Source organism: Halomonas sp. SH5A2 (assembly GCF_014263395.1).
GTDB lineage: Bacteria > Pseudomonadota > Gammaproteobacteria > Pseudomonadales > Halomonadaceae > Vreelandella.
Map to the genome: position 1 here is coordinate 2,912,148 of NZ_CP058321.1, position 17,284 is coordinate 2,929,431.

The 17,284-nt window shown below is 55.7% G+C and carries 15 protein-coding genes; 7 read left to right on the forward strand and 8 right to left on the reverse strand.

Features of this window, described 5'->3' with window-relative positions:
- Positions 1-19: 19 nt before the first annotated feature.
- From crcB to HXW73_RS13555, 5 genes are all read left to right on the forward strand, one after another.
- Positions 20-406 carry a fluoride efflux transporter CrcB gene (crcB, locus tag HXW73_RS13535; protein WP_186253590.1) on the forward strand — a complete coding sequence of 129 codons (387 nt, stop codon included), beginning with the start codon at positions 20-22 and terminating at the stop codon, positions 404-406.
- Positions 403-789, forward strand: coding sequence for a fluoride efflux transporter FluC (locus tag HXW73_RS13540; RefSeq protein WP_186253591.1), 387 nt, complete (start codon positions 403-405; stop codon positions 787-789). The genes crcB and HXW73_RS13540 overlap by 4 nt, the downstream gene beginning before the upstream one ends.
- A 213-nt stretch (positions 790-1,002) precedes the next feature.
- The gene (gene cfa, locus HXW73_RS13545) at positions 1,003-2,166 is read left to right on the forward strand and encodes a cyclopropane fatty acyl phospholipid synthase (RefSeq protein WP_186253592.1); all 1,164 of its coding nucleotides are present in this window, start codon (positions 1,003-1,005) and stop codon (positions 2,164-2,166) included.
- Between the two features lie 91 nt (positions 2,167-2,257).
- Positions 2,258-3,478, forward strand: coding sequence for a methionine adenosyltransferase (gene metK / locus HXW73_RS13550; protein WP_186253593.1), 1,221 nt, complete (start codon positions 2,258-2,260; stop codon positions 3,476-3,478).
- Between the two features lie 98 nt (positions 3,479-3,576).
- The gene (locus HXW73_RS13555) at positions 3,577-5,655 is read left to right on the forward strand and encodes a HelD family protein (RefSeq protein ID WP_186253594.1); all 2,079 of its coding nucleotides are present in this window, start codon (positions 3,577-3,579) and stop codon (positions 5,653-5,655) included.
- Positions 5,656-5,662: 7 nt separating this feature from the next.
- Here the strand turns inward: HXW73_RS13555 and HXW73_RS13560 are convergent, their stop codons facing one another.
- The 4 genes from HXW73_RS13560 to HXW73_RS13575 form a co-directional block, all read right to left on the reverse strand.
- The gene (locus tag HXW73_RS13560) at positions 5,663-6,616 is read right to left on the reverse strand and encodes an arsenic resistance protein (RefSeq protein WP_186256027.1); all 954 of its coding nucleotides are present in this window, start codon (positions 6,614-6,616) and stop codon (positions 5,663-5,665) included.
- A gap of 66 nt (positions 6,617-6,682) precedes the next feature.
- A complete protein-coding gene (gene cfa, locus HXW73_RS13565) occupies positions 6,683-7,843 on the reverse strand; it encodes a cyclopropane fatty acyl phospholipid synthase (RefSeq protein ID WP_186253595.1) in 1,161 nt (386 codons plus the stop codon).
- 155 nt (positions 7,844-7,998) lie between these two features.
- The gene (locus HXW73_RS13570; protein ID WP_186253596.1) at positions 7,999-8,877 is read right to left on the reverse strand and encodes a universal stress protein; all 879 of its coding nucleotides are present in this window, start codon (positions 8,875-8,877) and stop codon (positions 7,999-8,001) included.
- An 18-nt stretch (positions 8,878-8,895) separates the two neighbouring features.
- Complete coding sequence (locus HXW73_RS13575; RefSeq protein WP_186253597.1) at positions 8,896-10,386, reverse strand: SulP family inorganic anion transporter; 1,491 nt, start codon at positions 10,384-10,386, stop codon at positions 8,896-8,898.
- Positions 10,387-10,860: 474 nt separating this feature from the next.
- Between HXW73_RS13575 and HXW73_RS13580 the strand changes: the two genes are divergently transcribed.
- Positions 10,861-11,874, forward strand: a complete 1,014-nt coding sequence (locus HXW73_RS13580; RefSeq protein WP_186253598.1) for an isocitrate dehydrogenase — start codon at positions 10,861-10,863, stop codon at positions 11,872-11,874.
- A gap of 12 nt (positions 11,875-11,886) precedes the next feature.
- Here the strand turns inward: HXW73_RS13580 and HXW73_RS13585 are convergent, their stop codons facing one another.
- Positions 11,887-14,025 (reverse strand): heavy metal translocating P-type ATPase, encoded by a 2,139-nt coding sequence (locus HXW73_RS13585; RefSeq protein WP_186253599.1) that lies wholly within the window; start codon positions 14,023-14,025, stop codon positions 11,887-11,889.
- Between the two features lie 68 nt (positions 14,026-14,093).
- Between HXW73_RS13585 and HXW73_RS13590 the strand changes: the two genes are divergently transcribed.
- A complete protein-coding gene (locus HXW73_RS13590; RefSeq protein WP_186253600.1) occupies positions 14,094-14,558 on the forward strand; it encodes a MerR family transcriptional regulator in 465 nt (154 codons plus the stop codon).
- Between the two features lie 18 nt (positions 14,559-14,576).
- Here the strand turns inward: HXW73_RS13590 and HXW73_RS13595 are convergent, their stop codons facing one another.
- From HXW73_RS13595 to HXW73_RS13605, 3 genes are all read right to left on the reverse strand, one after another.
- A complete protein-coding gene (locus HXW73_RS13595; protein ID WP_186253601.1) occupies positions 14,577-15,356 on the reverse strand; it encodes a ZIP family metal transporter in 780 nt (259 codons plus the stop codon).
- Between the two features lie 46 nt (positions 15,357-15,402).
- Positions 15,403-15,987 (reverse strand): TetR/AcrR family transcriptional regulator, encoded by a 585-nt coding sequence (locus HXW73_RS13600; RefSeq protein WP_186253602.1) that lies wholly within the window; start codon positions 15,985-15,987, stop codon positions 15,403-15,405.
- A gap of 234 nt (positions 15,988-16,221) precedes the next feature.
- Positions 16,222-17,178: a sulfurtransferase gene (locus HXW73_RS13605; protein WP_186253603.1), complete on the reverse strand. Its 957-nt coding sequence runs from the start codon at positions 17,176-17,178 to the stop codon at positions 16,222-16,224.
- Positions 17,179-17,284: the final 106 nt, after the last annotated feature.

Here is a 17,284-nt window from a genome sequence, read left to right on the forward strand (position 1 = left end):
AACGCTTGCGGGAGCGCCCATGGGCCACCACCTCTCCATCCTTTTGCTGGTCGCCCTGGGCGGTGCCGTGGGTGGCGTAGGACGTTTTTTTGTAACGAACCTTGCCACACGCCTGGGCAGCTCATTTCCGTGGGGGACGCTGGCGGTCAACACCAGTGGCGCCTTCGCCGCTGGCTGGCTGCTGGGTACGCTTTCGCTTCCTGATGGCCTGCCTTCTTCACAATGGGCCCTTTGGGTCGTCGGCGTTTTAGGGGGCTATACCACAGTCTCGTCTTTCAGCTTACAGACATTGGCCCTCTGGCAACGCGGCAATGCCCTTAGCGCCGTTGCAAACCTACTTGCCACCTGTGCACTGGGTTTCGCGATGGTTAGCGCTGGCTGGTGGCTCGCAGGAGGCAATGCATGAAGCGATGGCAGCTGTATAGCGCTGTTGGCGCCGGATGCGCTATCGGCAGTGTGTTTCGCTACCTTTTATCGCTTGGCATGTGGGCGGCATTAGGCGGTTATTTCCCTTGGGGCACCTTGACCGTCAACGTGCTTGGCTCGTGCATCATTGCGTGGGTAGCCGCCAAAAGCACTTATGCGTCTCACGGCGGCATCGCCAGATGGCAACCCTTTTTAGCGGTTGGTTTTTGCGGCGGCCTTACCACCTTTTCGTTGTTCGGTTTAGAAACCTTGTATTTATATCAGCAGCAGTTATTCCTGTTAGCCGCCCTCTATGTCATTACCAGTCTTTTAGCGTGGCTGTTAGCGGCTTGGCTGGGCGACCGCTTGGCAAGGCAGCGGTAATTACCATAGGCAGCTAATGAATAAATTCGGTATAATACCGCGCTGCTAATGTCAGTCACTTCCTCTCTCACCCAAGGAGTCTCGATTCATGCAACGAGCCCACCCTACCGGAATGCCTACTCCACCCTAGCCCAACTTCCAAAGCACCCTTTGCTTCTTCCATTACTTTAAAGCGCCTCACACTAGGCCTTTATAAAATATATCTATAGGGCTATGGATTTGGACAACACAGCTTTTTCTCACACTGCTTTTTTTGACGAAACATCTTCTTCTCACCGTTTTGTTGCTGGGCTACTTCAAGAAGCCGACATACATATCAATGGCAACCGGCCTTGGGATATGCGTCTCAACGCCCGAGGGGTGATTGATGATGCCTTGACCCACGGCAATCTCGGCCTGGGCGAACGCTATATGGACGGCGACTGGGACGCAGACCAATTAGACGAATTTTTTACCCACCTGTTGCGCGCACGCCTACCTGATAAAGTAAATCCGCGGAAACTTGTTTTTCACCATCTGCGCACCCGGCTCATCAACTTGCAGACCGCCAAGCGTGCTTTTCAGGTAGGGGAAGCCCATTACGACCTGGGTAACGACTTCTACGCTGCCATGCTGGATAAGCGCATGACCTACACCTGCGGCTACTGGAAAGAGGCTGAAACACTGGATGAAGCCCAGGAAGCCAAGTTGGATCTTATCTGCCGTAAGATGGAACTCAAGCCCGGCATGCGGGTGCTCGATATCGGCTGTGGCTGGGGCAGCTTTATGGCCTATGCCGCTGAAAACTACGGGGTGGAATGCGTCGGCTTAACGATTTCACGTGAACAGGCCGAATATGGCAAAGGGTTGATGAAAAGCGGCCTGCCCGTCGAGTTTCGTCTGCAGGATTACCGCGACGAAACCGAACAGTTCGACCGCATTGTCAGTGTCGGCATGTTCGAGCATGTGGGGCGCAAGAACTATCGCGAGTTCATGGAAGTCGCCAACCGCTGCCTGAAAGAGGATGGTCTCTTTCTGCTTCATACCATCGGTAAAAATGTACGTAACACCTCGCCGGATCCCTGGATCGATAAATACATTTTTCCCAATGGAGAACTGCCTGCCCTAAGCCAAGTCACCGATGCGGCCGAATCACTGTTTGTCGTAGAAGACCTTCATAACTTTGGTGCCGATTACGATAAAACGTTGATGGCTTGGTACAAAAATTTCGAAGCCAGCTGGCCCCGTTTCGAGCATCAGTTCGGCGAGCGCTTTTATCGCATGTGGCGTTACTACCTGCTCAGCTGTGCAGGTGCCTTCCGTGCCCGCGATATCCAGCTTTGGCAATTTGTGCTCAGCAAAAAAGGCGTTTTAGGCGGCTACCATCGTGTCAGCTGAAGCTTAAAAAACATGTCTTAAAAGCTGCGCATTGACAATCAAACGCTGAATTTCAGTATTTTATCCACTCTTTAAGAATCAACATTTAATTATGATGCAAAACACTTTATTTACCTCCGAGTCTGTCTCCGAAGGCCATCCTGATAAAATTGCCGACCAGATTTCCGATGCGGTGCTGGATGCCATTATTGCCCGGGACAAGCAGGCGCGGGTTGCCTGTGAAACCATGGTCAAGACCGGCGTCGCGATCATTGCCGGTGAAATCAGCACGAATGCCTGGGTGGACCTCGAGACCCTGGTACGCGATGTGATTACCGAGATTGGCTATACCTCATCCGATGTAGGCTTCGATGGCGCCACCTGCGGCGTGGTCAATCTTATCGGCAAGCAGAGCGTCGATATTGCCCAGGGCGTTGACCGTAGCAAGCCGGAAGATCAGGGCGCCGGCGATCAGGGTTTGATGTTTGGCTACGCCACCAACGAGACCGACTCCTTCATGCCGGCGCCGATCCACTACTCGCACCGGCTGGTGGAACGCCAGGCCGAGCTACGCAAGAACGGCCTGCTGCCGTGGCTGCGCCCAGATGCCAAGAGCCAGGTGACCTTCCGCTATAACGCCGAAGGCCAACCCTGCGGCGTCGATGCCGTAGTGCTCTCCACCCAGCACGATCCAGATATCGACCAGGAAGACCTGCGTACAATGGTCAAGCGGGAAATTATCGAGCCGGTGATCCCCGCCGAATGGCTCGATGATGATACCCAATACCACATCAACCCGACCGGTAAATTCGTGATTGGCGGCCCGGTGGGTGACTGTGGCTTGACCGGCCGCAAGATCATTGTCGATACCTACGGCGGCATGGCACGCCACGGTGGCGGTGCCTTCTCGGGCAAGGATCCGTCCAAGGTTGACCGTAGCGCGGCTTATGCCGGACGCTACGTGGCCAAAAACATCGTGGCGGCGGGCCTCGCCGACAAGTGTGAAATCCAGATCTCCTACGCGATCGGCGTGGCCGAGCCGACGTCGGTGTCCATCGATACCTTCGGTACCGGCAAGATTGCCGACGCACAAATCGTCGACCTGGTACGCGAGCACTTTGACCTGCGTCCTTACGCCATTACCAAAATGCTCGACCTGCAGCACCCCATGTACCAGCTGACCGCTGCCTATGGCCACTTCGGCCGCGAGCCGTTCGAGCACAGCTACCACTGGGTCGATGATAAAGGTCATACCCAACAAGAGACGTTTATCGCCTTCCCTTGGGAACGCACCGATAAGGCCGATACGCTCCGTCAGGCGGCGAATCGGTAAGCTATTTACGCAAGCCATTGTGAATAGTCATGCATAAAATCGCCCCTTTGGCGGATGCCGGGGGCGATTTGCGGGTACGACTAATCGTGGGGTAAGACATGACGACTGCTAACGACCCAACCCAACGCGACGCCGAACAGCACCACTTGCTCGATATTCTGCAACGCATTCGCGCCAATATCAGCGAACTTGACGAACGTCTCACCGCCTATGCAGACGATATCCAGTCGCAGAAAGAATATCTGTGGAATAGCCGCGATGAGATGGATCACATCGAAAAGATCTCGGCCCGCGAATCCATTCAGCAGTCGGTGATGACCGGTGATAACGCCCTGACAAGGCGTAACCGTCTGGAAAAGCTCAAGGACTCGCCTTACTTCGGCCGCTTTGACTTTACCCGCCACGGCCAGCAGGAGCCGATTTACATTGGCGTCCATCACTTTCGTGATGACCTCGCGGGAAAAAACCAGGTCTACGACTGGCGCGCCCCCATTGCCTCTCTGTTTTACGATTACGAAACAGGCCCGGCGATGTACCAAAGCCCCGAAGGCAGTGTCGCAGGAGAAATCACCCTCAAGCGTCAGTTCCGTATCAAAGGCGGCGATATTGAACTGATGATTGATAGCGCCGTGCACGTGGTGGATGACGTACTGCAGGACGAACTCAGCCGCGCTTCGGATGAAGGCATGAAGAACATCGTTGCCACCATCCAACGCGATCAAAACGCCATTATCCGTAATGACGAAGCCAATGTGCTGATCATTCAGGGCGTGGCGGGTTCAGGCAAAACCTCCATTGCACTGCACCGTATCGCCTACCTGCTCTATCGCTTTAAAGACACGCTGAGTTCCGAAGATATTCTGATCATTTCACCCAACCGCGTGTTCGCTGACTACATTTCCAACGTGCTCCCAGAGCTGGGTGAAGAGACGGTCAACGAAATCGGCATGGAAGATTTAGCCGATGAATTGCTCGATGGTCAGTATCGCTTTGAGAGCTTTTTCGAGCAGAGTACCGCACTACTCGAGAAAAATGACGACGCTGCGAAATCACGTCTGCGCTTCAAGGCCTCATCGGCGTTTCTGGCTGAACTTGATCGCTACGCGGCTCACGTTGAAGCCAACCGGTTTAGCGCTGAGGATATATGGATTGCCCGGCGTCTCGTCCCCGCCTGGCTGTTTGAAGAAGTCTTCCGCAAGCACCGCCACCTGCCGACGAATGAGCGTCTGAAACAGGTCAGTTGGGAAATCGAACGCAAGATCGGCAACCAGTATAACTACGACCTGGAGCGCGAAGAACGCAACACGCTCAAGGCCGCGATCAAGAAGATGCTTAAACGGGCGACACTTCGCGAAACGTACAAAGGCTTTTACGATTGGCTGGGGCAGCCTGAGATGTTCAAAACGGCCTCACGCGGGCGGCTGGAATACGCCGACGTGTTCCCGTTGATCTATCTGAAAATGCGCCTGGAAGGCGTTCAGTCCTCGTGGCGTAACGTCAAGCATTTGCTGATCGACGAAATGCAGGATTATACACCGGTGCAGTACGCCGTTATCGGACGGCTATTCCCGTGCAAAAAAACCATCCTTGGCGATGCCTACCAGGCGGTAAACCCCTACAGTGCCTCCAAGTCGGAAGAGATTCGCCAGGTACTACGCCAGGCCATGTGCGTTACCCTCAACAAGAGTTACCGCTCTAGCATCGAAATCGCCCAGTTTGCCCAGCAGATCGCCTACAACCCTGACCTTGAAGCGATCGAGCGCCACGACGAACCGCCCCGGGTCGAGCACTACCGTAACCGACAGCAAGAAATCGCCGCGATTGCCGACATGGCACACGCATTCACGCAATCCGAGCACAACACGCTGGGGATAGTGTGCAAAACCCAAAAACAAGCACGCAAGATATTTGACGCTCTGGAGGGGGACTTCAAGCGTCTACAGCTGTTAAGCGAACAGAGCAGTGCCTTTGGACAGGGCATTATTGTTTGCACGGCCCATATGGCCAAGGGGCTGGAGTTTGACAGGGTGATCGTGCCGGACGTCAGCGAGAAAAATTATGCCACCGATATGGAGCGTAACCTGCTTTACGTGGCCTGCACCCGGGCCATGCACCGGTTAATGCTGACCTATACGGGCAAGCCTTCGGCATTTTTACCCCAACCGTCACACGGCTGACATGCCTTTACCGCGGCTGTTTTACCAACCGCGGCACGCAGGCGAGATACACCACCATACCCAGCAGTTCGATCAGCGACTGCATGACAATGACCACCACCGCCGCTGCCCAGATATCGGGCAGCGCAATCGCTAACGGGAGCACCACAAAGGAATTACGGGTGCCGAGGCTGAACACCAGCGTTCGGCCAGAGGCAGTGGGAAGGCGAAACAGCGTGTGGAGTGTCTTGCCGATCAAGGCCGCAGCCAGCAGATAGAGCACAAAGATCACGGCGATTTGCCACAGCATCTCTTGTGACTCAATAATCAACTGCACTTGCGAGGCCGCAATCAAAAACACCACCGCGGCCAGCAAAGGCACGGGTAGCCAGCCCATCACCTCAACGCCTCGCTTGAGCACAGCGGATTGCGCGGCTCCTTTTTCGGTCAGCCAGGCAAGCAACAACGGCGTAACGATTAGCCCCAAAAAGGCAGGCAATAATTCGCTTAGCAGATGGCCGCCGACAAGCTGTTCGCCCATCATTAACGTGACATAAAGCGGCAAAAGCACGATCTGCAGCAAGAGCAAGACCGGTGCTGCAGCAATCGCCCTGGCACTATCTCCCTGCCCGAGGTGTGTAAAGCTGATGAACCAGTCAGTGCAGGGCACCAACAACACAAGCAGTACACCCAGCAGTACAGCATCTTCCAACCCAAACAGCGTGGCCAACCCCCACACCACCAGCGGCATGATAATAAAGTTGCCCAACGCCAGCGCGCTCATAAAGCGCCGATCTTTAAATGCTTGCGAAATATGCAAAAGCGGTACTTGGGTGAAAGTCGCATACAACAGCACGCCAAGCAGCGGCCACAGGGCAAACGCCCACGCCTGAACCGTTTGCCAATACGACCCCACACCGATACCGGTAAAGATGGCTACGAGATAAAGCCAGACCTGATACTTTTCCAGGGTTTCGCGCATCAAGGTAGCGTCTGTTCCAGAGTGAAAATAACCATCGCGGGGGCGTTGATCGTTGCTAAACGATGATTAACTCACGCGCTCATATCCGCCCAAGACACCTTTCTTACTGAGCACAAACTGCCACAGCTGGATTTCACGAGCGCGGAAAGCGGCGGCACAGCTAAGCAGGTAGTAACGCCACATGCGGTAGAATGTATCATCGAACTGATCTTTGAATTTCGGCCACATGGCTTCAAAGTTCTTATGCCAGGCCATCAGCGTCTTGTCGTAATCGGCACCAAAATTGTGGACATCTTCGACGACAAATAACGCTTCGGCCGCATCGGTCACTCGACCAAGTGTGGGTAGTTCACCATTAGGAAAAATATACTTATCAATCCAGGGGTCGGTTGATGTTGTACTTAAATTTTTACCAATGGTGTGAAGCAGAAAGAGACCGTCCTCTTTCAGGCAGCGGCTGGCGACTTCCATGTACTCACGATAGTTCTTGCGCCCCACGTGCTCGAACATGCCGACACTGACGATGCGGTCAAACTGCTCGGTTTCATCGCGGTAATCCTGTAGCCGGAATTCAACCGGCAACCCGCTTTTCATCAGTGCCTTGCCATGTTCCGTCTGCTCTTTGGAAATCGTTAGGCCCACGCATTCAACGCCGTAATGCTCGGCGGCATAGGCCATAAAGCTGCCCCAGCCGCAGCCGATATCAAGCACCCGCATACCGGGCTTGAGCTCCAGCTTACGGCAGATAAGGTCCAACTTGGCGTCCTGGGCTTCGTCAAGCGTTTCAGCATCCTTCCAATAGCCACAGGTGTAGGTCATACGCTTGTCGAGCATGGCCGAGTAGAATTCGTTACCCAGGTCATAATGCTTCTCACCCACTTCCCAGGCCCGCTTGGCGCTTTGGCGATTGAGCAGTCTGGAGCGCAATGAATGATAAATAAGCTTGGTGGGCTTGATACGCTGATGAAGCTGGGCACGCATAAGGCGATAAAAAAACTGATCAAGCGATTCGCTATCCCAATCGCCATTCATGTAACTTTCACCAAACCCTAAATTGCCTCGCGAAAGGGCGCTCTCGATAACGCCTGGCGCTTTCAGTTGTATATCCCACGGCCGGTTGCCGTTGATATTGATATCCGCTTGCTTCAACAAACCAGCAAAGAAGCGATGAGACGATGAGCGCTCGTTAAAAACCACACGTTTTTTTTCTAAGGTGGGCAAGTTCAAGGTAACACCCCGCTATTCCTGTGAGTGAATTGGTAACACCCTGCCTTTAGCATAGAACCATCTTCAACGTCCGGTGAAGCCCTCTCTTTCACCACACGCCACAAATGGCGACAAAAAAGCCGGCACACTCCATCAGAGGGCCGGCTTTAAAGCACTTAACGCAGTATCAGGACGGGTATATTGCTCTTACGCAGCATGTCGGTGGTCGTGCTGCCCACCAACAGGTGACGTATGCGCGAATGACCGTAGGCCCCCATGACCATCATGTCGATGTCATTATCGGTTGCATAACTGTGAAGCGTTGCTTCCACCTCACCCGCGCGAATCGCGCCTTCTGCCTCATGGCCCGCCTCGCGCAGGGTGGTTAACGCCCACTCCAGCTGGGAGTTATGTTCGCCGGTATCGGCGCCGACGATAACGACATGGCAGGCAATACCGTTAAACAACGGACTTTTGGCGAGCATTTCAATTCCTTTACGCGCCGTTTTGCTACCGTCGAACGCCATCATCACCTTTTCCGGGGTTTTGAAGCCGCCTCGCGGAACCATCAGAATCGGCCGATGCATCTCGCGCACCACGCGCTCAAGGTTTGAGCCCAAGTGCCCGCTAGCCTGGTCAGCGGTTTCGCCACGCTTGCCCATTACCAGCAAACGTACATCGTTTTCGAGCTCCACCAACGTCTCAACCAGCGTACCGTAACGCTGGCGTACAATAGGCTCGGAAATACCACCTTTAACGGCACGCTCCTTAGCCGCTTCGAGCATCAACTTGCCTTGCTCGCGGTTTATCTTGGCCCGCTGTTCGTCAAGGTCGGAAAGCTCTTCCATGAGTTTTTCACGGGCACCGAGGCGCAAACTACCGGATAAATTGGCGCCTTCAGTCGTTTGTGGATGGTTATCGGCTACGTGGAAAAACACGACCGGCGCATCCAGAGACAAGCTAGCCCAACAAGCATAATCGCAGACGCTCTCAGAAAACTGGGAGCCGTCAATAGCGGCTAATACGTAATTAGTAACATTTTTTTGATCAGACATCGTGCACTCCTTGCGTGGTTAGTGACCGCCCATGAGTTTTTCCACCGCAACGGGGTCGTCGTGTACAGCGTAGCGGTCTACCACCGTGGCACTGGCTTCGTTCAGCCCAATCATCTCAACCTCGGTACCTTCGCGGCGGAATTTGATCACCACGCGGTCCAACGCCTGAACAGCGGTAATATCCCAGAAGTGCGCCCTGGACAGATTGATGGTGACCTTATCGATGCTTTCTTTAAAATCGAATGCCTCGATAAAACGCTCTGACGAAGCAAAGAATACCTGGCCCACAACTTGATATTCACGTTTAACGCCAGGTTCAACTTCATCCGAGCCAATATACATAATATTGCCAACCTTGTTGGCAAAGAACATCGCCGCCAACAACACGCCGACAAACACGCCGATGGCCAGGTTATGCGTACCGACCGTCACCACCACGGTTGCCACCATCACAAAATTGGTGCTCATCGGGTGCTTCTTAAGATCGCGGATGGACTCCCAGCTAAAGGTACCTACCGCTACCATGATCATCACCGCAACCAGCGCCGCCATGGGGATTTGCGAGACCCAGTCGGCAAGGAAGACAACCATCAGCAGCAAGGCGATACCTGCAATCAGCGATGACGTGCGCCGACGACCACCGGATTTAATGTTGATCACCGACTGGCCGATCATCGCGCAGCCTGCCATACCACCAATCAAACCAGAGCCAATATTGGCAATACCCTGACCCTTACATTCACGGCTTTTATCGCTTTTGGTATCGGTTAAATCATCAATGATAGTGCTCGTCATCATTGACTCGAGCAGACCCACTATCGTCAGCATGAGAGCCGTTGGGAAAATAATCATTAGTGTTTCAAAGTTCAGCGGTACCTGCGGCCAGAGGAAGATCGGCAGGCTATCGGGTAACTCGCCCATATCGCCAACGCTGCGAATTTCCATCCCGGTCATCATGTAGACCACTGTCAGCACGACGATACAAATCAACGGCGACGGAATCGACTTGCCAATCACCGGCACGTAGGGGAAGCCATAAATAATCACAAGGCCAGCAACAGTCATGGCGTAAACGTGCCATGTCACGTCGGTTAGCTCGGGCAACTGCGACATAAAGATCAGGATCGCCAATGCGTTGACAAACCCCGTCACCACCGAGCGGGACACGAAACGCATCAATTCCGCAAGCCGCAGGTAACCTGCAATGATCTGCAGCACCCCGGTTAGCAGCGTCGCCGCCAGGAGATATTCAAGGCCATGATCTTTGACCAACGTGATCATCAGCAGTGCCATGGCCCCGGTCGCCCCGGAAATCATGCCCGAGCGTCCACCGGTAATGGCGATAATCACACAGATGGCGAAAGAGGCGTATAGCCCGACTTTCGGATCGACACCCGCAATGATGGAGAACGCAATCGCCTCGGGAATCAGTGCCAGTGCCACGACGATACCCGCCAGGGTGTCGCCCTTAAGATTAGAGAGCCAAGACTGTTTAAATTTTTCGTACATGCGGGGGTCCAGGAGTTATGGGTTAACGACAAGCCAATAGCCAGCGAATAACGCCGCCAACGATCAACTAGCTGAGAACAAAGATATTCTTATAACAAATGCGAATAGATAGCATTGGAAGATGACAGCACCGTTAATACCATCAATAGCCAAGGGATTAAGGCAGGGGCTAGGGCGGAGTGATCAGCCAAAAAAAGACGCGGGTCAGTGCTGTCATAGGAAAATTCTTTGTCTGTACGGTTAGAGTAGGCTTGAGCGGGGTGCGACAAAGTGGCGTATGCTAACAGCAAAACTGCTGCATTGCACCTAACGTCTAATAAAGCGGTACACCAGTGCCGAACCAGGTGACCTTTTACCCCCTTTTGGCGTACCATTACGCCACCCAAAGACGATACCACCACACTCAACCTTTCACGTTGATACGGCATGCGGTTTTGTACCGAAGACGCCTGCCGGCCATTAGAGGAGTAGCAGATGAGCCAATCCATAGCAGTGATCAAAGGCGACGGAATCGGTCCCGAAATCATGGATGCCACGTTACGCGTCCTGGCCGCCCTGGACTGCGGCCTCGATTATCAATTTGTCGACGCTGGGCTGGGTGCGTTGGACAAACACGGCACGCTGATTCCTCAGGAATCGCTGGATGCCATCGAAAAACACGGTATCGCGCTCAAAGGCCCGCTCACCACGCCAATTGGCAAAGGTTTCTCCTCTATCAACGTGCAGCTTCGCCGTCATTTTGACCTTTATGCCAACGTCCGCCCTGCCATCAGTTTCCCCGGCACTCAGTCACGCTACGACGACATTGACATGATCACCGTGCGGGAAAACACCGAAGGTGCTTACCTCGCCGATGGCCAGGAATATACCGACGATGGCAACACGGCTCTGTCGGTCATCAAGGTGACCCGCAAAGGCTCCGAACGCATCGTGCGTTATGCCTTCGAATTGGCCAAAAACAATGGCCGCAAGAAAGTCACCGCCGTGCATAAAGCCAACATCATCAAAACCAGCTCAGGCCTCTTCCTGGATGTTGCCCGGGAAGTTGCTGAGGAATATCCCGACATCGAATTCCAGGAAATGATCGTCGATAACGCCTGCATGCAGCTGGTCATGAACCCACATCAGTTCGATGTCGTAGTGACTACCAACCTGTTTGGCGACATCATGTCTGACCTATGTGCCGGTCTGGTCGGCGGGCTTGGCCTGGCACCGGGTGCCAACATCGGCGAAAAAGCGGCGATCTTCGAGGCAGTGCACGGCTCCGCGCCGGATATCGAAGGCAAAAAAATCGCCAACCCTTGCGCGCTGCTATTAGCCGCTGCGCAAATGCTCGACCACCTGAACATGGACGATAAAGCCACCGCCATCCGCAAGGGGATTCGTGACGTGCTGGAATCCCGTCGCGATATGGTCACCCCTGACATGGGCGGCACCGGCACCACCGATACGTTTGCCGAAGCACTGGTAGACTACGTCGGCCGGTAAGGTCACTCCCGCTCACCGGCCTTGCGTAACGGCCGGTGAGCGAAACCGATAGCCCAACAGGCGCATCGCGTTAAGGGTCACCAACACGGTAGCACCGGTATCAGCCATCACCGCCACCCACATGCCGGTGATACCCAGCATGGTTGACACCAAAAACAACGCCTTGAAGCCCAGCGCCAGCGCCACGTTGGTCTTGACGTTGTTAAGCGTCGCCCGCGACAGCGCAATTAATTCTGCAATCCCCATAACGCGATTTCTCAATAGAGCTGCGTCGGCGGTTTCCAGCGCCACATCGGTTCCGCCGCCCATTGCGATTCCCACGTCCGCTGCGGCCAGCGCAGGGGCATCATTGATACCGTCGCCGACTTTACCCACTGGCCCAAATCCCTGCGCCTGCCAATCGCGTACACGCTGTGCCTTGGCCTCGGGCATCAGTTCACCCTCGGCTTCAATGCCAAGCTTCTCACCCATGGCCGCTACCGTGCGCGCGTTATCGCCGCTGAGCATCACCACGCTGACACCCAGGCGGTGAAGCGCTTCAATCGCGGCAGGCGTGTCCTCGCGGGGCTCGTCGCGCAGCGCCAACACGCCAAGCGCCGTTCCTTCAGCCAGCAACAAGACCACCGTTTTACCTTCGGCCTCCAGCGCGGCAATTCGCGCTGACTGGGTTTCATTACCCTGCCAATGGCGCGGGCTTGTCAGGGTTAACGTTCGACCCTCGAATCGACCGCTGACGCCCTGCCCGGCCTGAACCTGGCCGTCGGATGCCCTGCCCAGCGACAGACCCAACTGCTTTGCATGCTGAACAATGGCCCGCGCCACCGGGTGGCTGGAATCTTGCTCCAGCGCGGCGGCCAACCTGACCACCTCGGCCTCCCGCGACTCGGCCCATGCTTCAACATCCGTCACGCTGGGAGCACCCGCGGTCAGGGTGCCGGTTTTATCCACCGCCACGCGCTTAAGCTTACCCAGCTGTTCGAGCACCGCGCCGCCCTTTATCAAAAGCCCACGCCGCGCGGCGGTTGAAAGCCCCGCGGCAATGGCCGCAGGCGTCGAGATGACCAGCGCACACGGGCAGGCAATCAACAGCAGTGCCAACGCCCGGTAGACCGAATCCGACCAGGCAAGCCCGGTCAGCCAGGGCGGCACCACCGCGACAAGCACGGCCACTCCCACTACCAACGGCATGTACCAGCGCGCAAACCGGTCGATAAAGCGTGCCACCGGCGCTTTGGCAGCCTGCGCTTCTTCGACCAGGTGAATAATCCGGGCAATGGTATTGTCGGCGGCACCGCGGGTGACCTCCACCTCTAACGCTGCGTCTAGGTTGACCGTGCCTGCCCAGATATCCTCGCCGGTGGCACGCTGCCGAGGCACCGATTCACCATTGATGGGCGACTCGTCGAGATGGGAGGTTCCGGCGACAATACGCCCATCGCAAGGCACGCGATCACCCGGGCGCACCAATACCCGCTGGCCTGGCGTCAACGTATCCGCCGCTATGTCGCGGATGGCCTCCCCTTCTAGCAGACGCGCCGTCGCCGGTGTCAGATTGCCAAGCGCGGCAATACGGCGCCGGGCCTGCCCGGCCGCCACCCCTTCTAGCAATTCACCCACCGCAAACAAAAACACGACCATCGCCGCTTCAGCAGCGGCCCCAATGGTCAAAGCCCCCAGGGCTGCGATACTCATCAGCATTTCAATGGTCAGCGGGTTGCCCATGCGCAGCGAGCGCCAGGCCGCCTGCCCGATCGGCACCCAACCGATCAGCGTGGCCAATATGAATGGCCAGGCCCCCACGTCAGGCAGGCGCCAGGTCAACAGCCACGCCACCATCAGCAGCACGCCACTTACCACTACCAGCCGCCCTTTTGCCGTGCTCCACCAGCGCAGTGTCGATGCTGCCGCTGGCGAAGCGTCAACCACCGGGTAGCCGAGCTTCGAAAGCGTGTGTTTCAGGGTGTCATGGTCCAGAGCTTGGTCGGCATGGGCAGTCACACTCACCGTACCGTTCATGCTTGAGGCGCTGGCCTGTTCAACCTGCGGCAACCCTTCAAGCGCTGCCTCTACCTTGCGCTCGCAGCCACCACAGTCCATGCCCTGGACATTCAGGCGCGCGGTGTCGCGGGTGTCTTGCTGGCGAGTGGTCATGGCATCATCCTTCCCGGTCGACTATCGTGGGAATAGCGTAATACCTGTAGTCACTAGAGGTTCAAGCCATGACCCGCACGCCCAACACCGACACGATTGGCATCGGCGAACTCGCCAGCCGCACCCACTGCAAACCTGAAACTGTACGCTATTACGAGCGCATCGGGTTGCTGCCCGACGCCTTACGCAACGAAGGCAACCAACGGCGCTATAGCGAAACAACCGTGCAGCGTCTGATGTTTATTCGCCATGCACGGGATTTCGGCTTTTCGGTGGACGCCGTGCGAGAGCTGCTCGACATGGCCGATCACCCTACACGGCCATGTCATCACGTGGATAGCCTGGCACGGCGGCATCTGGCGGAGGTGGAGTCGCGTATTCAGCGGCTGATGGTACTGCGCGAAGAGCTGGAGCGCACAGTTGCCCAGTGCGACGGCAATAGCGTCGCGCAGTGTCGGATCATTGAAGTGTTGAGCGACCACCGGCTATGTGGCCACGATACCGCCCACGGCGGCGCGGAGGCGCTGCGCTAATGGCGGCGGCTCAAGCGACTAGGCACCTAGCCACACATCCAGAAACAGCATAATCACCAGGCCAATCGCCAGGCCAAACGTTGCCTTTTTCTGATGCCCGCTGCGGTGGGTTTCGGGGATAATTTCATGACTGATCACGTAGAGCATGGCACCGGCGGCAAAGGCCATGCCCCAGGGTAGCAACACCTGCGAGACGGAGATAATACTGGCGCCAAACAACCCACCAATGGGCTCGATCAACCCGGTGAGCGCGGCAATCGACCAGGAACGCGCTCGGGAATATCCCTCTCCCATCAGCGCAATGGCAACGGCCAACCCTTCCGGCATGTTTTGCAGGCCAATGCCGATCGCCAAGGGCATGCCACCTTCCAGGCCGTTGGCGCCAATACTGACGCCCACCGCCATGCCCTCAGGCAGATTATGAATGGCGATGGCAAACACGAATAGCCATACCCGCCTCAGTGCAACGGCTTCTGGCCCTTCCCGCCCTTGCTGAAAATGCTCGTGAGGCAGCCACTCGTTGAGCAGCGCAATCGCCCCCATACCCAGCAAAATGGCCGCGCAGACGATGGCGGCGGGTATCGGGCCGCCCGCATAGAATATTTCAGCGGCGTCCAGCGCCGGAATAATCAGCGAAAAAAACGACGCCGCCAACATCACACCAGCCGCAAAGCCAAGTGAGAGATCGCGAAACCCACGGTCAGGGGATTTACCCAAAAGTACCGGCAACGCACCAACAGCGGTCAAGGACCCGGCCACCAGGCTAGCCAAAAAACCTAATAACAGCGTACTTTCCATGTGCCGAAATAGCCTTGTGTCACGAAGTTAGACATTCGTAGGAGGCTTAAGCCAACCCACGCAGGATATAGCCGACCATTTGTTGCGCTTCTTGCTTGGAGGCTCCGCTCTTCATCAATAACCGCAGCCCTGACATCGACAGCGTCAAAAACTGCGCGGCGCTTTGCGGATCGCGCGTTTCAAAAATGCTGCCCTCACGCTGAGCGCGCTCAATGACGCCACGAAAGAAGTCCGTGATGCTCGCCACGCTATCGCGGGCGGTTTGCGCTGGCAGCGAGTCTTCTCCCCCCAGCTCGGTGGCAGAATTGAACAGCAAACAACCTAGCGATGCCTGTTCACTCTGGGTATCGGCGGCTGACGTCAACAGCTGCTCAATAAATGACCACGCATCAGGCGAGGCTTTCAACTGTTCAGCTAGATTTACCAGCAGCTCTTCACGGTAATTTTCAAGCGCCAATAAAAACAGCGCCTCTTTGTTGCCGAACGCCTGGTACAAACTGCTGCGGGACAACGCCATGGCGTCGAGCAGGTCGCGCATCGAGGTATGATAGTAGCCATAGCGCCAAAACGTTTGGATCGCCGCCTTTAGCGCTGCTTCTGGCTGATGCTGTAAGGGTCTGCCAATCGTCATTTACACCACTCTTTGGCTGTATATCCCATCTTTGAACAGGAGAATGATCTTACAGGCGTAATTTAACACGGCGCAGAGGAGATTGGGGAGAAGGTGCCCGTTGCTGGCAAAAAGGACATACGTCAATTGAGACAAACCGCCGAAGTGACGTAAAGGCAGGAAATCCGCAAAGTACGTGTTTACCACTGGCTCGGCGCTGCCAAGCCAGTGGCACAGAGGCAACAAGGCTGGAAATTAATTTAACAGTTCTTTGACCTGCTTGATGCCATCACGGGCAAGCTGCACCGGGCGAGAGTCACTAATGGTCCAGGCAGCCATCGAACCGTCGTACATAGAGATGTTGTCGAAGTTGGCCACTTCGCTTAACACGAACCAATCAGTAGCGGCCCAGTGGCCCGTGTTACAGAAGGCAATCGTCCGCTCGCTGCTGTCCAGCTCCGCGTTATTGATGCGCGACTGCAAGCCCTCAACATCGAGATAGTAAGCGCCATTTTGGTCGTTTAAGTGTGACTGATGAGGCAGGCTCCGCGCACCGGGAATGGTGCCAGCGACCCGCGCGGCAGATGACTTGTTATCACCGACAAAATAATCAGTTGGCCGGGCGTCGACTAGCTGCGCCTGGCTTTCTCGAGCAGCTTCAACGTCCTCGGTGGACGCAATCAACTCTTCGCGGAGAGTGGCATCAAACTCAACACTGGGGTAGCTTTCAGGCTCGCCGCTTGCCACGTCATAGCCCTGCTGCTGCCAACCGGCAAAGCCACCGTTAAGGATGGCAACGTCATTGTGGCCCAACACCTTAAGCGTCCAGTAGACCCGTGCTGCACTGCCAAAATCGGTAGCCCCCGTACCTGCGGGTACGATCACCACGGCACTGTCGTTATCAATACCCAAGCCACCCACCAGCGACTCTAGCTCACTCACGTCGGGCATCAGGCCCGCAACGCTGTCGCGGGTTTCACGCCAGCCGTCATCAGTGTAGCTCGAATAGCGGCTACCGGGAATGTGCGCGTCGGCGAAACTATCCGCATCACCGCCATTATCTATCGAGGAACGCACGTCCAACACCACCAGCTCTTCCTGATCGAGATGGTCGTTTAACCACTGCGCATCCACTAGCGGCGTCATTTCAATCGCAAAAGCCTGGGCGGAAAACCCAAGCGCGCCAATTAAGCTAAATAGTAAGCGTGACATAGGACCTCCAGAGGTACCGTTGAACGCCATATTTTCATGGAATGGCGACAAGCCATGGAACGATTGGTACATTAATAGAATAATGAGCCATATAAAACCACACTTA